This window comes from Mesorhizobium sp. NBSH29, assembly GCF_015500055.1.
In the GTDB taxonomy this organism is placed as follows: Bacteria; Pseudomonadota; Alphaproteobacteria; order Rhizobiales; family Rhizobiaceae; genus Neomesorhizobium.
The window spans coordinates 3,263,104-3,280,061 of record NZ_CP045492.1 but is presented as its reverse complement, the minus strand read 5'-3'; the positions used below and the strand labels follow the sequence as shown (position 1 = coordinate 3,280,061).

13 protein-coding genes are annotated in these 16,958 nt (G+C 60.3%); 4 read left to right on the top strand and 9 right to left on the bottom strand.

The features are described 5' to 3' along the window. Positions 1 to 181: 181 nt before the first annotated feature. Both GA830_RS16230 and GA830_RS16225 read left to right on the top strand, forming a co-directional pair. A complete protein-coding gene (locus GA830_RS16230) occupies positions 182 to 1,084 on the top strand; it encodes a UTP--glucose-1-phosphate uridylyltransferase (protein ID WP_195162816.1) in 903 nt (300 codons plus the stop codon). Between the two features lie 150 nt (positions 1,085 to 1,234). Next, entirely contained in the window at positions 1,235 to 2,452 is a 1,218-nt protein-coding gene (locus tag GA830_RS16225) for a winged helix-turn-helix domain-containing protein (protein WP_195162815.1), read from the top strand. Here the strand turns inward: GA830_RS16225 and GA830_RS16220 are convergent, their stop codons facing one another. Next, positions 2,453 to 3,262 (bottom strand): creatininase family protein, encoded by an 810-nt coding sequence (locus GA830_RS16220; RefSeq protein WP_258045481.1) that lies wholly within the window; start codon positions 3,260 to 3,262, stop codon positions 2,453 to 2,455. Between the two features lie 152 nt (positions 3,263 to 3,414). Between GA830_RS16220 and GA830_RS16215 the strand changes: the two genes are divergently transcribed. After that, complete coding sequence (locus tag GA830_RS16215) at positions 3,415 to 4,002, top strand: NAD(P)H-dependent oxidoreductase (RefSeq protein ID WP_195162814.1); 588 nt, start codon at positions 3,415 to 3,417, stop codon at positions 4,000 to 4,002. Position 4,003: 1 nt separating this feature from the next. Here GA830_RS16215 and GA830_RS16210 read toward each other — a convergent pair whose 3' ends face one another. Genes GA830_RS16210 through GA830_RS16195 form a run of 4 tightly spaced genes read right to left on the bottom strand, consistent with a single transcriptional unit; the run spans position 4,004 to position 10,746 of the window. Then, positions 4,004 to 6,451 (bottom strand): GcvT family protein, encoded by a 2,448-nt coding sequence (locus GA830_RS16210; RefSeq protein WP_195162813.1) that lies wholly within the window; start codon positions 6,449 to 6,451, stop codon positions 4,004 to 4,006. After that, entirely contained in the window at positions 6,448 to 7,641 is a 1,194-nt protein-coding gene (locus GA830_RS16205; RefSeq protein WP_195162812.1) for a pyridoxal phosphate-dependent aminotransferase, read from the bottom strand. The genes GA830_RS16210 and GA830_RS16205 overlap by 4 nt, the downstream gene beginning before the upstream one ends. Before the next feature lie 28 nt (positions 7,642 to 7,669). Beyond that, positions 7,670 to 10,120, bottom strand: coding sequence for a GcvT family protein (locus GA830_RS16200; protein WP_195162811.1), 2,451 nt, complete (start codon positions 10,118 to 10,120; stop codon positions 7,670 to 7,672). A 23-nt stretch (positions 10,121 to 10,143) separates the two neighbouring features. Continuing rightward, on the bottom strand, positions 10,144 to 10,746 hold the full coding sequence (locus GA830_RS16195) for a helix-turn-helix domain-containing protein (RefSeq protein ID WP_195162810.1): 603 nt from the start codon (positions 10,744 to 10,746) through the stop codon (positions 10,144 to 10,146). Between the two features lie 173 nt (positions 10,747 to 10,919). On the opposite strand from GA830_RS16195, the gene GA830_RS16190 reads away from it, so the two are divergent. Beyond that, positions 10,920 to 11,630, top strand: a complete 711-nt coding sequence (locus GA830_RS16190) for a nitroreductase (protein ID WP_195162809.1) — start codon at positions 10,920 to 10,922, stop codon at positions 11,628 to 11,630. Between the two features lie 36 nt (positions 11,631 to 11,666). On the opposite strand, the gene soxG is transcribed toward GA830_RS16190, so the two are convergent. Genes soxG through GA830_RS16170 form a run of 4 tightly spaced genes read right to left on the bottom strand, consistent with a single transcriptional unit; the run spans position 11,667 to position 16,799 of the window. Then, on the bottom strand, positions 11,667 to 12,254 hold the full coding sequence (gene soxG / locus GA830_RS16185; protein WP_195162808.1) for a sarcosine oxidase subunit gamma family protein: 588 nt from the start codon (positions 12,252 to 12,254) through the stop codon (positions 11,667 to 11,669). Further along, positions 12,247 to 15,240, bottom strand: a complete 2,994-nt coding sequence (locus GA830_RS16180; RefSeq protein ID WP_195162807.1) for a sarcosine oxidase subunit alpha family protein — start codon at positions 15,238 to 15,240, stop codon at positions 12,247 to 12,249. The genes soxG and GA830_RS16180 overlap by 8 nt, the downstream gene beginning before the upstream one ends. Continuing rightward, entirely contained in the window at positions 15,237 to 15,527 is a 291-nt protein-coding gene (locus GA830_RS16175) for a sarcosine oxidase subunit delta family protein (RefSeq protein WP_195162806.1), read from the bottom strand. The genes GA830_RS16180 and GA830_RS16175 overlap by 4 nt, the downstream gene beginning before the upstream one ends. A gap of 12 nt (positions 15,528 to 15,539) precedes the next feature. Continuing rightward, positions 15,540 to 16,799 (bottom strand): sarcosine oxidase subunit beta family protein, encoded by a 1,260-nt coding sequence (locus GA830_RS16170; RefSeq protein WP_195165005.1) that lies wholly within the window; start codon positions 16,797 to 16,799, stop codon positions 15,540 to 15,542. Positions 16,800 to 16,958: the final 159 nt, after the last annotated feature.

The window sequence follows — 16,958 nt, the reverse complement described above, 5'->3', positions numbered from 1 at the left end:
CCTGTTTAAATCGTTTTGGGCGCCCGTTGGTTGCATCTTATCGTGACGATCATGCAATTTCTGTTTCGCGTCGCAACAAAAGATTGGTGCGACGCAACGGAACCTTTGCACATACAGGGAGTTAATGGAATATCGGGCAGCGTGTGTCTGCTACCCTACTCGCCACATTGCAGGAGTTGTCATGCACCGGAAAGTTCGGAAAGCCATCATCCCTGCCGCCGGCTTTGGCACCCGCATGCTGCCGGCCACGAAAAGCATCCCTAAGGAACTTCTGACCATCGTCGATCGACCAATCCTCGACCATATCGTGGCTGAGGCGTTTGCATCCGGGATCGAACATGTAGTTATTGTCACCGGCCGGATGAAAGGCGCGATCGAAGATCATTTTGATCATGCTTTCGAACTTGACGTCTCACTGCGCAAGAGCGGTAAGAATGCCATCGCCGACCGTCTGGCGGGAGACACGCCCGGCGTGGGTTCCATTTCGTTCATCCGGCAACAGGAAGCCAAGGGGCTTGGCCATGCGATCTGGTCGGCCCGCCACATCATCGGCGACGAACCTTTCGCGGTGCTGTTGCCCGACATGCTGATGGTCTCAGAGAGACCCTGCCTTGACAGCATGATGGAGATCTATCGGGCCCAGGGTGGTAACGTTCTGGCCGTCGAGAGATGCAAGCCGGAAGAGGCGCAAAAATTCGGCATTGTTTCATTCAAGCCCACCGCCAGCGGACCGCTGGTCAATGGGCTGATTGAAAAGCCGAAGCCTGGAACCGCGCCGACCAACTTCTTCATTTCTGGTCGCTACATCTTGCAGCCTGAAGTCTTTGGGCTACTGGAAGACCAGAAGCCGGGTGTCGGTGGTGAAATACAACTGACTGATGCGCTTGTCTCGCTTATGAGAATGCAGGAAATCAGACCGTTCGAATTTGTGGGTGACACATTCGACTGCGGTTCGCCGGTCGGTTTCGTCGCTGCCAATCTGCATATGGCCATGCAGCGCGCTGATATTGCCGAGGCGCTTGGGCCACTGATCGAACGTCTGGCTGATGCTGCCAATCCTGGCCGTGGCACCCGCGCCGCCTAGTCGAGAGCCAATGCCAGCTCAAATAGCGTCGCCCTTGTGCGGCGCTTTTTGTTTGGCAGGAGGTTTTACGGCTGCACGCTTTTCGAGTTGCGCCCAGAACCGCCCCCGTCATGCTGGCGGCGTTGATTCCGCCAAGGAAAGTGGGGCCGCATGGAAAACATCTCAAATAAGGCCGCACGGCGCATTGTGCTGGCGGCTCAAGGGTTTGGCGAACCAGAGCTCGACGGCGACGTGACACGCCGTCACCTGAAAAAGGCGATCGCGCGGCTCGGTCTGTTCCAGATCGATTCCGTCAATGTAATTGTACGGGCTCACTACATGCCGATGTTTTCACGGCTTGGCCCTTATCCACGCGTGCTCATCGATGATGCCGCGGTAGGTCGCAAACGACTGCTGTTTGAATATTGGGCGCATGAAGCCTCATTGCTGCCAGTTGAAACCTATCCCCTGATGCGCTGGCGCATGGAGCGGGCAGCGCAGGGCGACCGGATCTATACCGGGTTGGCGAAATTCGGTCGTGAGCAGGCCTCGTTCATCGAAGACGTTTTTGAGGAGTTACGGAGGCGCGGGCCGGTTGCAGCATCCGATTTCGAAAATGAAAAGGGGGCAGGTGGGTGGTGGGGATGGAGTCATACCAAGACCGCGCTAGAATTTTTGTTCTGGTCGGGGCGCATCACCACCGCGGAGCGTCGGCCAAGCTTCGAGCGCCTATATGACCTGCCCGAGCGGGTGCTGCCCAAGGACGTTCTGGCCATCCCGACACCGGAACCGGCGGAAGCCAAGCGACAGCTTTTGAAGATCGCCGCTCGCTCGCTTGGCGTCGCTACCGCCGGTGACCTCCGCGACTATTTTCGCATGGCGCCCGACGACACCTATCCGCATGTGCAAGAATTGATCGAGGCTGGAGAACTGGTGCCTGTCCGGGTGAAGGGGTGGGCGGATGAGGCCTATATCGCCCCGAATGTGCGGCGACCGCGCAAGATCACGGCGCGGGCCTTGCTTGCGCCCTTCGACCCGCTGATCTGGAGGCGGCCGCGCACCGAGCGGTTGTTCGATTTTCACTATCGAATCGAGATCTATACGCCAGCGGAAAAGCGTCAGTTCGGTTATTATGTGCTGCCGTTTCTGGTCGACGAGGCGTTGGTCGGACGCGTCTGCCTCAAAGCCGACCGTCAGGTTGGAACGCTACGCGTTAACGCAGCCTGGCATGAAAACCATGCGCTACCCGGACCGACCGCGGAAGCGTTGCTGGCCGCGTTGAAAAGCATGGCGGGCTGGCTTAATCTGGCAGCGGTTTCGCTGGAAGCCCATGGGAATCTAGCCCCAGCGCTGCGTGTTGCGGCGGGGGCTGATACAGTTGCGCTGTGATCAACTGAGCCAGTCGGCCAGTTTCGCCTTGCGGATATCAGCGAGCAGCCGCACGAACCCTTCTGACTGATATTCTGCGGTGAGGCGGCCCTTTTCGGCTGTGGCGGCGCTCGCCTCGCCAACCACGCCATGCGGATTGATATCGCTCGCGATCCAGGCAAAGCCATGCGGGCCAGTGGGGCGCAGCAGGTCGAACTCCTGTTCGGCGCGGCTAAAACTTGAGCCGAAGTCCTGCACGGCATCCATGTCGACCAGATCGGGCCGGAAGTGCAGCATCAGCGAGGTTTCGACATCGCCGCCATGGATGCCGAGCCGCAGCTCGCTTTCCGAATAAAGTCCATCGGGATAGCCAAAGCGCTGCCAGCTGGTTTTCACCGACAGCATGGAAAAGAGCACGCGCAATTCGCGCGATACGATGCCCATAATTTCTTCATTGCCGCCGTGGGAATTGAGAAAGACAATTTTGCGCAGGCCAGCCCGCGCGACAGACGCGCCAAGCTCTGTCCACGCGTCGATCAGCGTGGCGGGCGGCACCGTCAGCGTGCCAGGCGCATAAAAATGTTCGTTGGATTTCCCGACGGCCTGGATGGGAAGAAAGCGCACATCGAGATCCTCCGGCAGGCGTGGGAACAGGGTATCAAGCATGCCCGCCATGATCGCCGCGTCGGTCGAGACAGGCAGATGCGGACCGTGCTGCTCAATGGCGGCCAGAGGAATAACGGCTATCGTGGCCTCGGGGTCGAGCTGGGCGAATTCCGTGGCGCGGAAATCACCCCACCATACGCGCTTGTTTGTATCACTTCTTGCCACGATGCATTTTCCGTTGTTTGCGTCCATCATGCCTAGCGTGCCCTGCTTTGCTTGTCATCAGGGGCGGGTTGTCCGGTAAGTTTGTCCGCGCAGGGTGCAGGAATCAGGTTATCGATCTGCCTTGCGGTGAGGAACTGGGGGGATGCTGTTTCATGCGGGTGTTGGTCGTCTTTTGCCATCCGGTGCCGGAAAGCTTTTGCGCTGCCTTACGTGAGGGCGCGATGGCTGCCCTCTCACAGGCCGGACACGCTGTAGAACAGATCGATCTCTACGCGGACAATTTTAACCCGGTTCTCGGTGTGGAGGAGCGTCGGCACTACAATGAGGGTCCGCCTGCCGATCCGGCGCTGAAACCCTATGCCGAGATTCTCGGCCGGGCCGAGGCGCTGGTGTTCATCTACCCCACCTGGTGGTACGGTCTGCCAGCAATGCTTAAAGGTTTTTTTGACCGCGTCTGGGCTGCCGATGTGGCGTTTCGCCTGCCGACTGATGGCGGGCGCATCATCTCGCTGATCGGACATATCAGAAAGATTGCCGTCATCACCACCTGCGGCGCGCCCTGGTGGTTTTCTTTCATTGTGGGCCAGCCTGGGCGCAAGACCATCTTGCGCGGGATGCGGGCACTGTGCGCCCCGCGATGCCAGACGCGCTATCTGGCGCACTATAACATGGACCGGTCGACACCGGAAAGCCGGGAGTCCTACCTGGCAAAGGTGAAAACGACGATGCGGCGCTTTTAGGCTATACTTTCACCCGTTCCGATTTCGGGTCGTACATTGGCATAAGCGATCCTTCAGCGGCAAAACGCTGGCCGGCGATCTCGATCTCATAGCGCGAGGCCAACAGGTCGGCTGGTGTCTCGTCGGGGCAGGGGACGTATCCCAGCCCGATGGCTGCTCCCAGATGGTGGCCGTAATTGCCGCTGGTTATTGTGCCGACTATTTTTCCATCGCGCAGGATCGCTTCGTTGTGAAAGAGGAGCGGCACGGGGTCTTGCAGCCGGAATTGAACCAGCCGGCGGGCCAGACCTTCGTCCTGTCTGCGCAACACTGCGTCGCGGCCAATGAAATCGCCCTTATGTGTTTTCACTACAAAGCCGAGGCCGGCTTCCAGCACATGGTCCTCGTCGGTGATGTCGTGGCCGAAATGGCGAAACGCCTTTTCGATGCGGCAGGAATCCAGCGTGTGCAGGCCGCAGAGTTTCAGCCCAGCCTCCGCGCCGGCTTTCTCCAAGGCCTCGAATACATGGGCGGTCTGGTCTGTCGAGACGTATAGTTCCCAGCCCAGCTCGCCTACATAGGTCACCCGGTGGGCGCGGGCGAGGCCCATGCCGATCTCGATCTCCTGCCACGTGCCAAAGGGAAAGGCGTCGTTCGAAAAGTCGTTCGGGCTGGCTTTGGTGATCACGTCGCGCGCGCGCGGTCCCATCAGGCACAGCACGCTTTCCGCAGCGGTGATGTCTGTGATCACGGCAAAAGATTCGCCCACATGCTTTCTGAGCCAGGCCAGGTCGCGCTGCAGAGTAGCGCCGGGTACCACTAGCAAGAAGCATGTCTGCGAGAGGCGAGAGACGGTAAGGTCGCTTTCTATTCCGCCTCTGGCGTTCAACATCTGGGTGTAGACGATGCGGCCCGCAGGCACATCGATGTCGTTGGCACAGAGGCGCTGCAGGAAGGCGCAAGCATCGCGGCCCTCGACGCGGATTTTTCCAAACGAGGTCATGTCGAACAGGCCGACATTGGTGCGAACGGCCACATGTTCGTTGCGCTGGTTGTCAAACCAGTTCTGGCGCTGCCAGGTATAGCGGTACTCGCGCTCCTGCCCTTCCGTGGCGAACCAGTTGGCGCGCTCCCATCCGGCGACCTCTCCGAATACCGCGCCGCGTGCTTTCAGATGTTCGTGCAAAGGCGAGCGGCGGATATTGCGGGCTGTCTCCATCTGACGGTAGGGGAAATGGTCGGCGTAGAGAAGTCCGAGGGTTTCACTGACGCGCTCCTTCAGGTAGCGGCGGTTCTTCTGGAACGGCTGGGCGCGGCGGATATCAACCTCCCCCAGGTCAAACGGCGGCTCGCCATCATTGATCCATTGCGCCAGCGCCATGCCGGCGCCACCTGACGAGACGATGCCGATCGAATTGTAGCCGGCGGCGACGAAATAGCCGCCAATCTCGGGCGCTTCGCCGAGATAATAGCGGTCGTCGGGGGTAAAACTTTCGGGCCCGTTGAAGAATGTGTGAATGCCGGCGGTGGCCAGCATCGGCATTCGGTTGACCCCCATTTCGAGGATCGGCTCGAAATGATCCATGTCCTCGGGCAACTGGTCAAAGCAAAAATTTTCCGAAATGCCGTCCATGCCCCACGGCTTTGCCACCGGTTCGAAAGCACCCAGCATCATCTTGCCGGCATCTTCCTTGTAGTAAGCGCATTCGTCGGGCACGCGCAGCACGGGCAGCCGGCCAAGCCCGGCAATCGGCTCGGTGACGAGATAAAAGTGCTCGCAGGCGTGCAGCGGCACGGTGACGCCGGACTGGTTGGCCAGTTCGCGCGCCCACATGCCGGCGCAGTTCACCACGATATCGGCTTCGATGGTGCCATCTTCGCCATTGCGTGACCAGGAAACACCGCTGACGTGGCCCCTCTTGGTGTGAACCTTCGTCACCTTGACGTTTTCGGCGATCATTGCGCCGGCCTGCCGGGCGCCCTTGGCGAGAGCCATGGCGATGTTAGCCGGGTCGCATTGACCGTCGAGGGGTAGGTGCACAGCACCCACAACATCGTCAATGTTCAGATGGGGGTACATCTGCTTGACTTCGGCAGGTGAAATCTCGCGTACATCGACATCGAAAGCGCGTGCCAGCGAAGCCTGACGGTAGATCTCGTGCTTTCGCTCTTCGGTCAGAGCGACGGTGATGGAACCGACTTGGCGCATGCCGGTGGCAACGCCAGTCTCGGCTTCAAGTTTGACGTAAAGATCGGCTGAGTATTTGGCCAACCGTGTCATGTTTTGCGAGGCGCGCAGTTGACCGATCAGGCCGGCAGCATGCCAGGTGGTCCCGGAAGTCAGTTGCTTGCGCTCCAGGAGCACGATGTCCTTCCAGCCCAGTTTCGCCAGATGGTAGGCGACGGAACACCCCGAAATACCGCCGCCAATAATGACAGCACGGGCCTTGGCCGGAAGGATTTGGTTCATGCAGACCTGCTTTTCGTGGCGTCGCCGTAGCTCGCGACAAAGCGCTTGAGACGTGACGCGGCTTCTTTCAGGATGTTCTCAGGCTGGGTGAGGCTGATACGGATATGGCCGGCGGCGGCTTCGCCGAAACTTGCCCCCGGCATGACCGCCACTTTTTCGCTTTCCAGAAGCGCCCAAGCGAATTTTTCGCAGTCAGGTTCCACTGCCCTTATATCGAGCATCACATACATGCCGCCTTCTGAGCCGCGCACGATGACATTGTTGAGGCCGTGCATCTCGTCTAGCCACACCGTGCGGCGGGCGGCATAGCGAGCCGCGATTTCGGCGATGCCATAGCCGTTCTCTAGTGCTTCTGTGGCCGCGCGCGAGGCAAAATCGGGCAGGCCGTAGGTGGTGACGAGATTGAGGCTGATCAGCTGGGTGATCAGGTCCTCCGGGCCCGTCAACCAGCCAATACGCCAGCCGGTCATGCCGTGGCTTTTCGACATGGAGTTGATGACGAGCGTGCGCTCGGCCATGCCGGGCAGCGCGCGTGGCGAAATATGCTCGCCGCCGCCCAGTGTCCAATAGACCTCGTCCGACAGCAGCCACAGATCGTGTTCGCGGCAGATTGTGGCCAATCCTTCCAGGCATTTGCGCGAATAGACAGCGCCGGTCGGGTTGTTGGGCGTGTTGATGAGGATCGCCCGTGTGTTGGGCTGCAGGGCGCGCCGGACGGTTTCAGCACGCGGCTGGAACCCATCTTCGGCCGCCGTTTCAACGACAGTGAAGCCGGCGCCTGCTGCGCGGAAAGTGCCTGGGTAGGTGGCATAGTAAGGCGCGATCACAATGGCATGGCCGCCCGGATCAAGCACTGCCTGCACGGCAGCATAGAGCGCTGCCTGTCCGCCCGGTGTGGCGATCACGTTGTTATGAGCGGTCATCACGCCTGTGGCGCGGGTCGAGATTTTGGCCATCGCCTCGCGCAGTTTTGGAATGCCCGGAAGCTGCGTGTAGTGATGATAGCCGCCGCGAACGGCGGTGACGCAGGCTTCCACAGTTTCAGAGGGTGTGTCGAAGTCATGGTCGCCCACCGACAGCATGATGATGGGCTCGCCCGCCTGCTTGCGTGTCATGGCGGCGAAATGTACTTCCCAACCGTCTTTGCCGGACGGAGTAATACCTGAAATGCGTGATGATGGGCGCGGCATGATGTCGGTTCCTGGTTTGAGCCTTACCCTAGCCGCGCAGTCGATGGTTTTCAGGGTCCCACAGAGGTTTGTCCTCTTGAACCACAGCTGGCTTCATTTCGCCGAAAATTTCCACCTCGACTGCCGTTCCGGGCACGGCCAGATCGGCGCGGATCATGCCGAGCGCAATCGATTTGTCCACCCGGTAGCCAAATCCTCCTGACGTCGTCTCGCCCACAATCGTGCCGCCATGCCAGATCGACGACATATAGGGCGCGTCATGGTCGCCCGCGTCTACCACCAGCGTGATGAAGCGCTTGGTCACGCCCCGTTGCTTTTCGCTGAGAAGCGCTGCCTTGCCGAGAAACTCCGGCTTCTCCCATTTAACGAAGCGTTCCAGCCCGCCTTGGAGCACCGTGTAGTCTGTCGACAAATCCTGTTTCCAACCGCGGTAGCCTTTTTCCAGCCGCAGTGCATTCAACGCGAACATGCCGAAGGGTGTTAACCCGTGCATTTTCCCCGCCTGCCAGACCGCGTCGAAAACCGGAGCGGTGTCAGCCGTCTTCGTGTGAATTTCCCAACCGAGTTCGCCGGCAAAAGAGACCCGGACCAGTTGGCACCAGTAGCCGGCAATTATGGCAGACTGGTGGGTCAGCCATGGCGCGGTGAGGTCAGAATCGGTCACTTCCGCTAGTATTTTGCGTGCATTGGGGCCGCAAAGGATCTGGCAGGAGAAATCGTTGGTGACGTTTTTCAACGTGATTTGTGTCTGTTGTGGCAAGTGCTTGAACAGCCAGTCGAGGTCGTGGAGCTCCGCAACAGAGGCGGTGATGAGGAAGAAAAAATTTTCATCCAGCGCCATGATCGACATTTCGGTCACGATGCGGCCCTTCTCATCAGCAAAATAACCAAGGCCGATGCGGCCGGGCTTTGGAACGACGCCGGTGATCAACGTTGTCAGCCAGTCGCGGGCGCCAGCACCCTCGACGCGGATGCGGGCAAATCCGGGCAGGTCGAGAATGCCGGCTGCATCGCGCACGGCAAGGCATTCCTTGCGCACGCGTTTTTCCCATGGGCCGGATCGGGCAAAAGTTTGCGTCGCAGCTTCCGAAGTATCGTCGCCGGGAGCAGCAAACCAGGTGGCGCGCTCCCAGCCGTTATATGCGTTGAACTGCGCGCCGCGTGCTTTCATGCGCTCATGGAGCGGAGATTGCTTGCGGTCCCGACCTGCCGGCCAGGCGTGATGAGGAAAATGGATTGAATATTCGTGTCCGTAGACTTCCTTCCCTTTAGCCACCGCATAGTCTGGCGCTGAAGCAAAGGCCGAAAAACGGCGCGGATCACAGGACCACATGTCCCATTCGGTGGCGCCTTCGGTTATCCATTCCGCCAAAACCTTACCGGCGCCGCCGGCCTGGGCGATGCCGAAAGTGAAGACGCAGGCCTCAAACGCATTAGGCACACCTGGCATCGGACCGATCAGCGGATTGCCGTCCGGTGTATAGGGGATCGGGCCGTTGATCACCTTTGACAGGCCGGCTGTGCCGAGGATCGGCACGCGCGCGATCGCATCGTTCAGGTAGTATTCCAGCCGTTCGAGATCGTCGGGAAAGAGCTGGAACGAAAAATCATCCGGCATCTGATCGTCCGGACTTGCCCAGTGCGCGCGGCAATTGCGCTCATAGGGGCCAAGGTTCATGCCGTTCTTTTCTTGACGCAGGTAATAAGAGGTGTCGACATCGCGCAGCAGCGGCAGTTTTTTGCCCTGTTCGCGCGACCAGGCTGCCAGCTCCGGGATCTCGTCGAACAGAATGTACTGGTGGCTCATCACCATCATCGGGATGTCGCGCCCGAACATGCGACCGACCTCGGCAGCGCGGTAGCCGGCGGCGTTGACGACGATCTCGCAGCGGATCTCGCCCTGTGGCGTGGCCACCACCCATTGATCGCCTTCGCGCGCCACGCCGGTGACAGGGCAGAAGCGAATAATCTTTGCGCCCATGTCACGCGCGCCTTTGGCCAAAGCCTGGGTCAGCTGTGCGGGGTCGATGTCGCCGTCGCTCGGGTCGTAGAGCGCGCCTTGCAGCTCATGTGTTTCGATGAACGGGTAGCGGGCGCGTATGTCGTCGACGCCGACCAACTCCATGGCCATGCCCTGGTAGTGTCCCATGCCGCGCGCGCGATTGAATTCCTGCATGCGCTCTTTCGTGTGGGCAAGACGCAGTGATCCTGTGACGTGGTAGTTCATCGGATAACCGACTTCGTCGCCCAGACCGCGATAGAGCTCGGTCGAATAGCGTTGCAGATTCATCAGTGACCAGGACGACGAGAACGTTGGCACATTGCCAGCCGCGTGCCACGTCGAGCCCGAGGTCAGCTCGTTCTTTTCCAGAAGCACGCAATCGGTCCAGCCTGCCTTGGCAAGGTGATACAGCGCCGAGGCGCCCACCGCGCCGCCGCCGATAATCACCACCCGTGCTGTTGTCGGAAAATCCGCCATGGTTTTCAGTCCGAAATTCCAGTTCAGTAGACCGGTGGGGAGACCACCCAGATGATGATGGCCGGCTCGCTGCCGGGGTTTTTCCAGCGGAACGGCTTTGCTGCGAAACGAAAACTGTCGCCCGCGGCCAGCCGGTGCCAGCTGCCGTCGATCTCGATGTCAAAGCGGCCCGATACCAGGTAGCCGGCTTCCTCGGTCTGGCGCAGTGTGCGCTTCTCCAGCGCGGCGCCGGGCGCGAATTCGGAGCGCAGCACCTCGAAGCTGCCGCCAAGGTCGGGCGACAGAAGTTGTTCGGTCAGCCCGGTGGCGCTGCTGCCCAGTGCTCTGCGGCTGTCCGCGCGCACCACCACCCCGCGTTCAGCCTCGCTCGCCGGCTCATGGCCGAAGAACAGGCTGAGCGGCACGCCGAAAATTCGGGCGAAAGTGCTGAGTTCTGCAATGGACGGAGTTGAAAGGCCGCGCTCGACCTGGCTCATCCAGCCCACTGAGCGGCCTAGCTGCAGCGCCAGTTCGGCCAATGTCAGTCCGCGCACCTTGCGCAGCGCGCGCAGATCATGCGCCAGAAGCGCGTCGCTTCCCGTTGCGTCGCGGGTATTGCTCACTTGCGCGCCGAGGTGCGGAGGCATTGCCTTCTCATGAAAAAATCAACGATAATTTCACGAGACATTAGTTTCTGTCCGATTTCAAGTGCAAACGGTGCTGGACCAAGAATTGCTTGCGGCATCGGGCCGGCTGGTGCAAAGCCAGCAAAACCAAAGCGGCGGGTGGTAATGCCCGTAGGATAAACGGAAGGGCAGTAATGCTGTCACGTGACAAGCAGACTGGCGAGATCGACCGGCAGACCATCGTGGATGAGGCCATCGTGTCGCGCCGGTCGGTGCGCGCTTTCCTGCCCGACCCTGTGGCTGACGAGACCTTGCGCGACATCTTGACGGTCGCAGCGCGGGCGCCATCCGGCACCAACATGCAGCCCTGGCGCACTTATGTAGTCAAGGGTGCGGTAAAGCAGAAAATCACTGACGCGGTTCTGAATTCAGGCGTGCGGGCGGAGAAGGTGGTCTGGGACGAATATGTCTACTACCCAACCCAGTTTTTCGAGCCCTATCTGTCGCGCCGCCGCGCCAACGGGTTCGGTTTATACAGCGCGCTGGGCATCGGTCGGCGCGAGGTTGACCGGATGCGGGCGCAGCATGACCGCAATTTCCTGTTCTTCGATGCGCCGGTGGGCATGATCTTCACCATCGACCGGCGATTGAACCAAGGCTCTTGGATCGACTACGGCATGTTCTTGCAAAACATCATGGTAGCGGCGCGCGGTCGTGGCCTGCATACCTGCCCGCAGGCGGCATTTGCTCCTTATCACCGCCAGATCCGGCCATTGCTCAACATTCCCGACAACGAGATCGTCGTCTGCGGAATGGCCATCGGCCATGAGGACAGATCCAAGCCCGAGAACGGGTTTCACACGGACCGTGCACCGCTCGAGGAATGGGTGACGTTCTGCGAATAGGGTTTTGGCCAGGATGAGCAAGACATGGCTGCTAGTTCACGAAACCTCGTAGCCGACCTCTTCGCTGGCGTGGCACAGCTCGGTCCAAAAGGAGCGGGCGAAGGAGCGGAAGACTGTGAGGTCGAACTGGCTCTGGCCGGTGCGCTGGATCTGCGCGAAAATATCGTGATGTGACGTCGCCCGCCCGGCACCAAGGGGAAACGCCTGGAGTGCAAAATCAATGGCGAAGAATTTTGCCAGCACCCATTCGGCCTTCGCGCCGCTGATGCGCAGCATGGTGCGGCCATGCGAAAGATCGATCACGGTACCAATCTCAGCGGTGATGGCAGCAGAGAGTGACGCTGCCAGACCTTCATTTTGATCCGAAATCAAAAAGCGCCCCGGTGCAATGCCAAATGCGGTTTTGGCGTCGGTCGCCTTTCCACCGCCCGCGCCATCCGGCAGTGCCAGTCCAGTGACTGTCTTGATTGCAGTAATTAGCTTCTTTGCGGTGCCCGGCCAGGCGGCTGCCTCTACGATCGAGCCGGGCTGGAGTTCGCTCAGCGCGACGCCAATACCGGCTTTTGTATTGCCATGGATGCCTGGCTTCCACACCGGCCCCAGCGGGGACAGAACCTCAACCATGCATACGCTTCCCTTCGGGGTCGAAGAAGTGGTGGCTGACAATCTTCACCGGGCCGTAGCGATCGCGCAACGGGTCGGAGGTGAAGGCTCGCCTGCCGTGCAGCTCTTTGCCGCCCTTAACCAGTGCCAGACCGATATGTTTTCCCAAGGCGGGCGAATAGCAGACCGCGGTGATGTGGCCTATGGAATTGCGCGGTTTTTGCGGGTCAGCCTGCTCGACGATATGAGCGCCACCGTTCAGCGGGCGGTTGTCGAGCGCGATGATACCGACGAGGCGCACGCGGTCCTCGCTGGCCAATCCTTCGCGGTCCATCATCATCGCGCCGATGAACGGCTTTTTCTTCGACAGCATCCAGTCAAGATGAAGGTCGCGCGCGGTGGTGCGACCGTCGATCTCCGCACCTGTCACGTGGCCCTTTTCGATGCGCAACGTGCCCAACGCTTCCAGTCCGTAGGGAACGAGGCCAAACGGTGCTCCAGCGCTCATCAACACGTCCCAGATATGAGTGCCGTGGCCGGCACCACAATAGACCTCGAACGCCATTTCTCCCGAGAATGACAGACGGCAGATCATTACTGGCACCTCGGCAATCACGCCATGGACAATACCCATGAAGGGCAGGGCATCATTGTCGACCTTTGCTCCGGTAACGACGGAGGCAAGGATCTCGCGTGCCTTCGGCCCGCCAATGGCGGCGGCGGCCCATTGGTCGGTAACCGAGGTGACATGCACCTTGAGGTCGGGCCAGACGACGTCCAGAAAGTATTCCAGATGCTGCATCACCTTGCCGGCGTTGGCTGTGGTAGTGGTCATCAGGAAGTCGTTGTCGCCGAGCCGCCAGGTGGTGCCATCATCCATGGCGACACCATCCTCGCGCAGCATCAGGCCGTAGCGCGCCTTGCCGACGGCAAGCGTTGAAAACATGTTGGTATAGACGCGGTCGAGAAATGCCGCCGCGTCGGGCCCTTTGACTGCAATCTTGCCGAGTGTCGAGACGTCGACGATGCCGGCGCGCGCACGTGTGGCTTTTGCCTCGCGGACATAGGCCTGCTCGACGGTTTCGCCCGGCGCGCCATAGATCATCGGCCGGTACCACAGACCGACCGTGTACAGGGTTGCGCCGTTTTCGAGGTGCCAGTCATGCATCGGCGTGAGCCGTTCGGGCTTCAGAAGCGAATGGCGCTCGGCGGCCAGGCTGCCGAGCGAGACCGGTGAGAAGGGCGCGCGAAATCGCGTGGTGCCAACATCGGGGATCGGTTTGCCCAGCGCATCGGCCATGATGGCGAGGCCCGGCACATTTGAGGTCTTGCCCTGGTCGGTGGCCATACCCAGCGTCGTGTATCGCTTCAGGTGCTCCACCGAGACAAACCCTTCCTGATGGGCAAGACGCACATCGTCGGCGGTCACGTCATGCTGGTGGTCGACAAAAGCCTTGCCCTCGGCGCGGATCTCGAACACTGCGGCGGGCGTGCAGTCCAGCGGTTCATCCGAGACCATTGGAATGTCCCCGGCGCCGTCGTCCGTAGCTGCATCACGGCCAGCAAGGTCGCCTTCTGCCAGAGCCGCTGCGGTCGAGAACGTGCCATTGAAGGCTCCGGCGCCGACCCAGTTCTGTGTGGGCTCAGGCGGTAGGAAAGCCTGGCGTTCGGCGTCCCATTGCGGTTTGATGCCGGCCTGGCTGGCCAGATTGATGAGGGGCGACCAGCCGCCGGACATGATCAGGCAATCGGCGGCTAGATTGCGCGGATCGCCAGAAAGCGTTCCATTTGCTACTTCAAAACCCTGGACCTTGATACCCGAGAGCGCTTTGCCACCTTCGGTATCAACAACCGCATGGCCGGGCAGAAATTCTCCGCCGGCTTGTTTTGCTGCGGCCCGCGCAGCACCTGAAATGTCGGAGCGGACATCAATGATCGCGCTGATCTCAACGCCTGCATTGCGCAACGCCACGGCTGCGCCATAGGCTGCGTCATTGTTGGTGAAAAGTGCTATCTTATTGCCGGGTATCACGCCGAATTCCTCGGCATAGCGCTGCGCCGCGCTGGCGAGCATAACGCCTGGACGGTCGTTGCCGGGAAACACAAGCGGACGTTCCAGCGCGCCGGTGGCGAGCACTACCTTATCAGACCGGATGGTCCAGTGGCGGTGGCGTGGCTCCCCCTTGCCGGGAGCGGATTTATGGTCGGTGACGCGCTCCAATGCGGCCAGTGTATTGCTATCATAATAGCCCCAGACGCTGGTGCGCGGCAAAACCGTCACGTTCGGTTTTTCTCGAAGAGAATCCACCATGCCGGCCGCCCATTCGGTTGCGGGCCTGCCGTCGATGGTCTCTCCCGACCAGTTGGCCGAGCCACCCAAAGTCCCATCGAGCTCGGCCAGAATAATGCGCTTACCGCTGTCCGCCGCAGCGTTTGCGGCCATCAATCCTGCGGGACCGGAGCCGACCACTAACACGTCGCAGAAGGCATTCATGCGTTCGTAGCGGGCCGGGTCCCTGTCATAACCGGCGCGGCCAAGACCGGCTGCGCGGCGGATAAAGTACTCGCAGAACATCCAGAATCGGGTACCTTTCAACGGCCCGATAACCGGACCCATGAAAGTCTTGTAATAGAATCCGGCGCCGAGCAGTTTTCCGGCCAGTTGGATGACCGCACCTATGTCGAAAGACAGCGACGGAAACCGGTTCTGGCTAAGAGCCGTCAGGCCGTCATAGATTTCCAGCATTGTGGCCGGAATATTAGGCTCGCGGATGGTGCCGGTCAGAACCGTCACCAGCGCGTTGGGCTCGTCGATCCCGGCGGTGAGCGCGCCGCGAGGCCGGTGATATTTGAACGAACGGCCGAAGAAAGTCACGCCATTGGCCAGAAGTGCCGAGGTCAGCGTGTCGCCAGGATGGCCCGTAAAACTCTTGCCGTCGAAGGTGAAGCGGATAGCCCGGCTGCGGTCGATGCGGTTGCCGCTCTGGTCGGGACGGCGCGCGCTCATGCTGCGCTCCCGCGTTTTCCTACCGGCGCAACCGGCTGGCGGACATAGCTGACAGAGGACATGGTGTGTGTCAGCGTCGAACGCGTCACCGCAAGGTGCTGGCGACAGCCGCCCGAATGTTGCCAGATCTCCTGATGGTCACCGGCGGCGTTGATGCGGTCATAGACATAGGCGTTCCATTCGGCCTGATCGGTCGATGCGGGGTCGGGCCGGGTACGGTTTCCATCACCCTGGTAGGTGAATTCGGACAAGTCGCGCGGGCCGCAATAGGGGCAGGGGATCAGCATCTGAAAAACCCGTCAGTGCAGGCGAGGGGTGGAACCCTGGCCCTTTTCGTCGATGAGGATACCGCGGTTGAACCGGTCCAGCGTGTAGCTCGCGTTAATCGCGTGGGGTTGGTCCTTGGCAATCGTATAGGCAAACGACCATCCGGAGGCGGGCGTTGCCTTGAAGCCGCCATAACACCAGCCGCAGTTGAGATACATGCCCGGCAGCGGGCCAGTGGTGATGATCGGCGAGCCGTCCATCGACATGTCCATCACGCCACCCCAGGAGCGCAACAGCCGCACCCGCGCCAGCGCGGGGAACATGGCGCACATTTCGCTCATCACCTCTTCCACGATCGGAAGATTTCCGCGCTGGGCATAGGTGTTGTAGCCGTCGATATCACCGCCGAATACTAGCCCCCCCTTGTCGGATTGAGACATATAGAGATGGCCGGCGCCGAATGTGACGACACAATCGACAAAGGGTTTCAGCGATTCGGAGACGAAGGCCTGCAGCACATGGCTTTCGATAGGCAGGCGGTCGATGCCCGCAAGATTCATTACGCGGCCAGTCGAGCCAGCGACAGCGACAGCCACTTTTTTGGCGCGGATTTCTCCGCGTGTGGTGGTGACGCCGACGATCTGGTCGTCATCACGCAGGAAGCCGGTGACCTCACAGTTTTCGACAATATCAACACCGCGCCTGTCGGCGCCGCGCGCATAGCCCCAGGCGACAGCATCATGGCGGGCGGTCCCGGCCTTGGGCTGCAACAGGCCGCCAACAACTGGGAAGCGGGCGGAGGTCGAGACATCGATACCTGGTACCTTTTTGGCGATCTCGGTCGGCGACAGCCATTCGGCATCGCCGCCGCTATGGCGCATGGCATTGCCGCGTCGAATGTAGTCGTCGGCCTGCGCAGGCGAATGGGCGAGGTTCAAGATACCGCGCTGCGAGAACATGACGTTGTAGTTCAGGTCGTGGGAGAGGTTTTCCCACAGCCGCATCGAATGCTCGTAGAAGCGGATCGATTCGGGGATCAGATAGTTGGAGCGCACGATGGTGGTGTTGCGGCCGACATTGCCCGAACCGACCCAGCCCTTTTCGAGCACGGCAACATTGGTGATGCCGTGTTCTTTGGCCAGGTAATAGGCAGTCGCGAGCCCGTGGCCGCCACCGCCAATAACGATAACGTCATAGCTCGGTTTCGGGTCGGGTTTGCGCCATGCCGGCTGCCAGTCAGGCTTGGCCGAAAACGCGTTTTTGAGCAGCCGTAAGGCCGAATATTCAACCATAAATACCATGATCCATCTTGGGCGTCGTGGCAGACTATAGATCATCGACGAACGCGCAAAGCCAGGATTGCGCCACCGCCTTTCAACTGGCCGACTTCCGCCATTTGCCACAGCGCCTGCTGATCTTTATCAAATGGCCATCGTTTCCCGCCAATTTTC

Bases quoted from the DNA above. Each gene is read 5' to 3' on its own strand.
- GA830_RS16230 (WP_195162816.1), top strand. From the start codon at position 182: ATGCACCGGAAAGTTCGGAAAGCCATCATCCCTGCCGCCGGCTTTGGC.
- GA830_RS16225 (WP_195162815.1), top strand. From the start codon at position 1,235: ATGGAAAACATCTCAAATAAGGCCGCACGGCGCATTGTGCTGGCGGCT.
- GA830_RS16215 (WP_195162814.1), top strand. From the start codon at position 3,415: ATGCGGGTGTTGGTCGTCTTTTGCCATCCGGTGCCGGAAAGCTTTTGC.
- GA830_RS16210 (WP_195162813.1), bottom strand. From the start codon at position 6,451: ATGAACCAAATCCTTCCGGCCAAGGCCCGTGCTGTCATTATTGGCGGC.
- GA830_RS16205 (WP_195162812.1), bottom strand. From the start codon at position 7,641: ATGCCGCGCCCATCATCACGCATTTCAGGTATTACTCCGTCCGGCAAA.
- GA830_RS16200 (WP_195162811.1), bottom strand. From the start codon at position 10,120: ATGGCGGATTTTCCGACAACAGCACGGGTGGTGATTATCGGCGGCGGC.
- GA830_RS16195 (WP_195162810.1), bottom strand. From the start codon at position 10,746: ATGCCTCCGCACCTCGGCGCGCAAGTGAGCAATACCCGCGACGCAACG.
- GA830_RS16190 (WP_195162809.1), top strand. From the start codon at position 10,920: ATGCTGTCACGTGACAAGCAGACTGGCGAGATCGACCGGCAGACCATC.
- soxG (WP_195162808.1), bottom strand. From the start codon at position 12,254: ATGGTTGAGGTTCTGTCCCCGCTGGGGCCGGTGTGGAAGCCAGGCATC.
- GA830_RS16180 (WP_195162807.1), bottom strand. From the start codon at position 15,240: ATGAGCGCGCGCCGTCCCGACCAGAGCGGCAACCGCATCGACCGCAGC.
- GA830_RS16175 (WP_195162806.1), bottom strand. From the start codon at position 15,527: ATGCTGATCCCCTGCCCCTATTGCGGCCCGCGCGACTTGTCCGAATTC.
- GA830_RS16170 (WP_195165005.1), bottom strand. From the start codon at position 16,799: ATGGTTGAATATTCGGCCTTACGGCTGCTCAAAAACGCGTTTTCGGCC.